At 68.3% G+C, this 5,074-nt stretch carries 6 protein-coding genes and 1 pseudogene; all 7 read right to left on the bottom strand.

Annotation, left to right across the window (positions count from 1 at the left end; genetic code table 11):
- A pseudogene (locus tag U9980_RS22015) lies at window positions 1-346 on the bottom strand (mobile element protein); the annotation flags it as partial.
- A gap of 2 nt (window positions 347-348) precedes the next feature.
- The gene (locus tag U9980_RS22010) at window positions 349-687 is read right to left on the bottom strand and encodes a hypothetical protein (RefSeq protein WP_322769665.1); all 339 of its coding nucleotides are present in this window, start codon (window positions 685-687) and stop codon (window positions 349-351) included.
- A complete protein-coding gene (locus U9980_RS22005) occupies window positions 684-977 on the bottom strand; it encodes a hypothetical protein (protein ID WP_322769664.1) in 294 nt (97 codons plus the stop codon). The genes U9980_RS22010 and U9980_RS22005 overlap by 4 nt, the downstream gene beginning before the upstream one ends.
- Window positions 978-1,047: 70 nt before the next feature.
- Entirely contained in the window at window positions 1,048-2,529 is a 1,482-nt protein-coding gene (locus U9980_RS22000) for a phage major capsid protein (protein ID WP_322769663.1), read from the bottom strand.
- A 3-nt stretch (window positions 2,530-2,532) separates the two neighbouring features.
- Window positions 2,533-3,363, bottom strand: a complete 831-nt coding sequence (locus tag U9980_RS21995; protein WP_322769662.1) for an HK97 family phage prohead protease — start codon at window positions 3,361-3,363, stop codon at window positions 2,533-2,535.
- A gap of 27 nt (window positions 3,364-3,390) precedes the next feature.
- The gene (locus U9980_RS21990; RefSeq protein WP_322769661.1) at window positions 3,391-4,638 is read right to left on the bottom strand and encodes a phage portal protein; all 1,248 of its coding nucleotides are present in this window, start codon (window positions 4,636-4,638) and stop codon (window positions 3,391-3,393) included.
- A gap of 62 nt (window positions 4,639-4,700) precedes the next feature.
- A complete protein-coding gene (locus U9980_RS21985; protein ID WP_322769660.1) occupies window positions 4,701-4,877 on the bottom strand; it encodes a hypothetical protein in 177 nt (58 codons plus the stop codon).
- Window positions 4,878-5,074: the final 197 nt, after the last annotated feature.

Below are 5,074 nucleotides of genomic sequence, written 5' to 3'. Positions count from 1 at the left end.
CGGCTTCTGCCGGATATCCGTGGGTGTAGGTGACCGTGACATCAGCACCGTCCGGCCAGCAGCCGCTGACCCGGGTCAGTGTTCCGGCTGGCCGCCACTTGTAGCCGTCGGCGATGACGCCGTCGACGGTCACGTTGGCGACGGCGGTGACCGGGACCTGCGGGAGCAGGAGCGTTATGGTCCCGTCGCCGGCGAGGATGTCGGTGCTGGATGCGGTGAACAGGTTCTGGCCGACTTCGGCGCGGACCGCTGCGGTCGCCATCTCCCGCAGCAGTGTCGCGGTCGCCGCGTCAAGATCCTGCTGGAGGAGCGATGCGAGTTCTTCCAGTGCGAACAGGTCGGGCATGCCTACTGGGTCCAGTCGGCCAGCCAGCGGACGCTGAACGTCACGGTCGGGCTGGCCGTCCCGCCGATCGTCCACCGCAGGCGCACCCGGGGCACCAGCAGGCCCGACCCGGTCTTAATCTCCCGGGTTGCGGCGGTCGCCTGTGTCCAGCTGAGCACCGTGTCCCAGCTGGCCCCGTCGAAGGTCTCCTCGAGCAGGAGATCCAGGGTTGGGCTGGTACCGGACACGGCGGTGACGTCGAGCTGCGCGCGGACAGCCCGCAGTACGCCGCGGCCCGGGATGTCCAGGGTGCTGCCGGCGCCTCGCGCGGCCGATGCCAGCAGCGTCTCCGTGTGGATCATTTGCCGGAGCGGCGGCCCGAGGTCTGGGCGTCCCGCGGTTCCCCTGGTATGGCGGTGGCCTGTTCGACTCCAGCCGGTGTCGGCGCCGCGACGGTGGCCGGAGCCTGGGCTTGGCGGGCGACGACATCACCGACCGGCTCGAACAGGGCATGCCTGCCCGTGACGACCGGGTCGGCGGCGTCGATCAGCTGCCCGAACGCGATCTGGCGCGGCGGCTGGCCGTCGGCTGCCGCGGTGGTGAACGCCTCGCGGCAGCGCAGCACGCCGGCGACGATCGGCTCCTCGGTCATCAGCCGGTCCCCTCTCATGGTGGGTGGGTCCAGGCCGGACGGGGATAGGTCCATCCGGCCTGAGGACGACTTAGGTGACGTTCAACATCCGGAACGCGGCGTCGTTCACGGAGTCGGCGCCAACCCGGTAGTAGGCGTAGAAGCCGCGCTGACCGGTCGGCCGCCGGTTCGAGCCGAACAGGTGGGAGATGAACTCGATCGTCATGCCGAGGCGGTCGGCGATGACGTAGTTCTGCCAGTCACCCAACACCATGATCAGGTTGTCGACCGTCGCCGAGATCGTGCCGTCCATGTCGGAGGCCTCGTGCGCCGGGTAACCCAGGAGCTCCGGGGGCTGGCCGTTACCGATCCGCTCCCACAGGGCATGCCCGTCCGACGTCCCGAACTGCCGGATGGACTGGTAGATCGCCTTGTTCGCGGCCCACTGGCCCCGCCGGCGGTGCCGAGCCGGTAGCGCAGTCTCGGTCTTGTACACATCGCCCACGGCGAACGTGTCGGTGGTCGTCGAGGTCACCACCGACGATCCGCCGGTCAGCGCGGTGACGATACCCGTCGGCTGGCCGGACCCGGAGCCGGTCGTGAACCCGGCGGCCTCCAGATCCTCCTTGCCGGCCGCGAGAACATCACTGATCGCAGTCGTGACGTTCTGCTCATCCGCCAGGGCCTCGATTGAGATCGGGATGAACCCGGCGGCCTTATAGACGGGGACGAGGGGCTGCCCGAAGGTGGTCGTGTCATCCGAGACCTCGGCCGCCTCGGCATCCCACGACCACTGCGCGTTCGTCGAGCTGACGCCGTTCCACACGTCGCCGGTCGCCACGACCGTCCGCGAGATCGCCCGGATCGGGTTCGCGGTCCCGTCCGAGATCAGGATCAGGGTCGGGTCGAGCTGGAACGGCACCAGGTACCCGCCGGCGGCGTCGGTCAGGCTCATGGCACGTTCGACCGCACGCCGCTCATCCTCGGTGAACGACAACGCCGGCCCCCGCGCGGCCTTGCTAAACGCACGGAAGTAGTCCGGGTCGGACGCCAGCAGTACGTGACGGGACAGGGCTCCGGCGGTCGGCCCCTCGATCGGGTCGAACTCCTCGACCATCCGAGTCGCCGCCTCGCGCCGGGCCTGGGTGGCACCGGGCATCCGCTCGATGGCCGTCAGCGCCCGGGCCCGCAGCTCGGAACCGAAATGCTCCTGGGACATGCCGAGGTTCCGCAGCGAGGACAAATCCCATGGAGACGTGCCACGCCTGGACCTGTCCTCCGACGAGCGGGGCTCGCCGAGCGGGTCGGCGTCCATGTCGTCGGAGTTGACGGCCTTGAGGCGCGCGGCCGGATTTGCCAGCGCGTAGGAACGCAGCTGCGCCCGGTCCGCCTCCCGCTGCACGAAATGTGCGCGCTGCGTGACGAGCTCCTCAGCCTCCTGCCTCAGTTCGCCCCACACCACGGACGTCCGCTCGTCCAGCGGTGCGTCGCCTGCGTCGGCGTCGATCCGCTCGATTTCCTGTCGGACCTCCGCCAGTCGAGCGTTGATCCGTTCAATGGACTTCGTGCTCATGTGTCAGCTCCATGTGATGGCGTCGCGGAACGCCCGCCGGTCGGCAGCGCTGACCGGGGGCGTTGCGGGGGACGTCGTGGAGTGGTCGTACGCCGGGTCCACGGACGAGAAGGCGGATCCTGATGGGGGAGTGGCAGGGCCGGGTCCCACCTCAGGAGTGCCAGGGACGATCAGTCGGGCGAGTTCGGCGCGTACCTCGGTAGGCAGCGCCGCCGTGAGGGAGCGGGCGAGGTGCTCGGCGAGATGCTCGCCGAGTTTCGCCCGGGTCAGGTCGGGTAGGTGGTCCCACGCCTCGGCGCGCATGCCCGCGGTGGCGTCGGCGTAGGCCGGGAACGGGCACGGCCCGAACTCGTAGAGGCGGACCTCCTGGATGGTGCGGATGGGCAGTCCGCCGTCGGCGGGCTCTTCCTCCCAGGTCTCCTTGAGCACGTCGAACGAGAAGGACGCGGATAGCTGCCCGGCCCGGGCAGCAGGGACGAGGTAGTCCCGGTTCAGCTCGTTGTCGAACAGCGGCACCTCATACCAGGCGCCCCTCGTGTCCTCCTTCAGCACATCGGGCGGGCCCAACGGTTTCCGCCCGAACATGGCGTCCCGGCCGTGCTCATAGATGCAGCGGATCTGGTCGGCGCGTTGGCCAAACGTTCGGAGGAACGAGCCAGCCGCGATCTGCTCGCGGAAATCGCCTTCCCACCAGCTGTGGATTTCGGTGAGCTGGTTGAACACGGCGAAGTGGCCGACGAGCCGGCCCGGACCGTCGCCGCCATCGCCGGTGTCCCGCAGCACCGCGCGGGACACCGGCAGCATCCGCTCGATGCGCTCGCGCGGAGCATCCACAGGTGACCTCCCAGGTCAGGAGAAATGTCAAGGAGTCGCAGCCGGCGACAGCGCGGGCTGGCCAGATACCGCGCCGCCGTACCGCAGAAGATTCAGATCGCCGTTCGTGACGGCGGCCACCGCGGACTCTGGGGTGAAACCGGCGCTGACGAGTGTGGCGACCGTCGTCGCGTTCATGCCGTGGATCTCCGCGGCGTCCTTGGCGTCCTCGCGGAGTGCGGGGATGTCGCGGTCGTCGTACCAAAGCCGTGCGCCCTTCGGCGGCGGAACAATAACAGATAGGCTTCCGGCAACATTACGCCAAAGCGGCCGCATCGTCATATCGCCGAATCTGCGTTTTGCCTGAGCATAATTCGAATATGTCGCGGCGCTGAGTCCCTCTTTCAGCCCGGCAACGATTCCAGGCACCCCTGCAGCTACAGCAATGCGGTTTTCCCCGGCGGCCTGTGTGGTTGCGAACGATATCTGCTCGAACGAATGCCCGACGATGGTGGCATCGACACCGCCTTCCAATAGTAATGTCTTGTAGGCGTTTTCGATACCTTCGTTTCGTGCCTTCAGCGCACCGAGGAGCCGTGTCCGCTGCTTGTCGTTCAGTACCCTGTCGGTCTTCAGGAGCATGTTCGGCGTGGCGGCGTGCTCGAAAAATTTTCCTTTGTGGCGGGTCATCAGCCCGTCCGCGGTGATCTCCTGGACGACTGGTGTCAGCCAGGACATCCCGCGTGCGTGCGCGATCGGATCAGGGATTGGGGCGTAGTGGGCGACCTCGTCGGCGAGGAACAGGTCCCCGTCGGCGGTTCCGCGGCCGCGGCCGCCCGGGTGATAGACGTAGCCGATCACCCGGGCGTCGTACTGGTCGCCGGGCGTCTCCGGGTCCACGTTCGACCCGAGCAGGATGTCCATCCAGTCCGGGCGGACTATCCGCACCGACTGCGCACCGCGCGGGCGGACGACGAACGCGTTCCCCCCGAGGGAGGCGTGCTGCTCCATCCGGGCGAGCAGGTCCCCGGTGGTACCGCCTGGCCACGGCGTTTCCAGTACGGCCAGTGACTGATCCCCGAACAGGTCGCCGGGTCGTCCCTGATTGAACCGCTGGTATTTGAAAACCGCCTCCGAGAAGAGCAGCATTCTGGCGAGGATCACCGCGAACACCACACCGTTCGCGGCATAGCCGGCAGACACATACGCCTGGAAGGTACGGCCGTTCTCCTCGATACCGTCAGGGCGCGTCGGCGCCCACGACTCCCACACGTCGAGGTTGACGCCGTTCCACATCGTCCGCTGCTGACCCGTTGGCCCGCTGGCGCGGGCAGACCGGAACGCACTCCACAGCGATGTCACCGGCGGCCCTGACGCCGGCGCACCGTCCGCGGCTCGACATCCACCCCGAACAGGCCACCCGCGACCAACGCAAGGCCAGCCAGTGTCATCGCGACCGGCGGGCCGACCCACCAGGCGATACCGGCCAGCAGCACAACCACACCGGCGATGACCAGGGCTGCGGCCTGCCTCACCCTGCCCACCTCCTCGCTCGGGCTGCCCTAAACAAGGGTGATCATCGGCTCGTCGTCTTCGAGCGCGCCCTCTTCGAGGGCCTGGCCGCGGGCGGCATAGGCGAGGACCGCGGCGACAGCCGGGTCGATCCGCAACCCGCGGACCCGCTTGTCCAAACGCACGTAGTGGGTTGCCAGAGCGGACTCGACCACACCCG

This window comes from Protofrankia sp. Cr1 (assembly GCF_963555865.1).
GTDB lineage: Bacteria > Actinomycetota > Actinomycetes > Frankiales > Frankiaceae > Protofrankia.
Note: the sequence above shows the minus strand (reverse complement) of the source record. Positions and strands in the feature narration are given on the sequence as shown.

What these genes read in the sequence shown, in the direction of transcription:
- U9980_RS21990 (WP_322769661.1), bottom strand. Translation starts at nt 4,638, where the DNA reads ATGTGGAACGGCGTCAACCTCGACGTGTGGGAGTCGTGGGCGCCGACG.
- U9980_RS22010 (WP_322769665.1), bottom strand. Translation starts at nt 687, where the DNA reads ATGATCCACACGGAGACGCTGCTGGCATCGGCCGCGCGAGGCGCCGGC.
- U9980_RS22000 (WP_322769663.1), bottom strand. Translation starts at nt 2,529, where the DNA reads ATGAGCACGAAGTCCATTGAACGGATCAACGCTCGACTGGCGGAGGTC.
- U9980_RS22005 (WP_322769664.1), bottom strand. Translation starts at nt 977, where the DNA reads ATGACCGAGGAGCCGATCGTCGCCGGCGTGCTGCGCTGCCGCGAGGCG.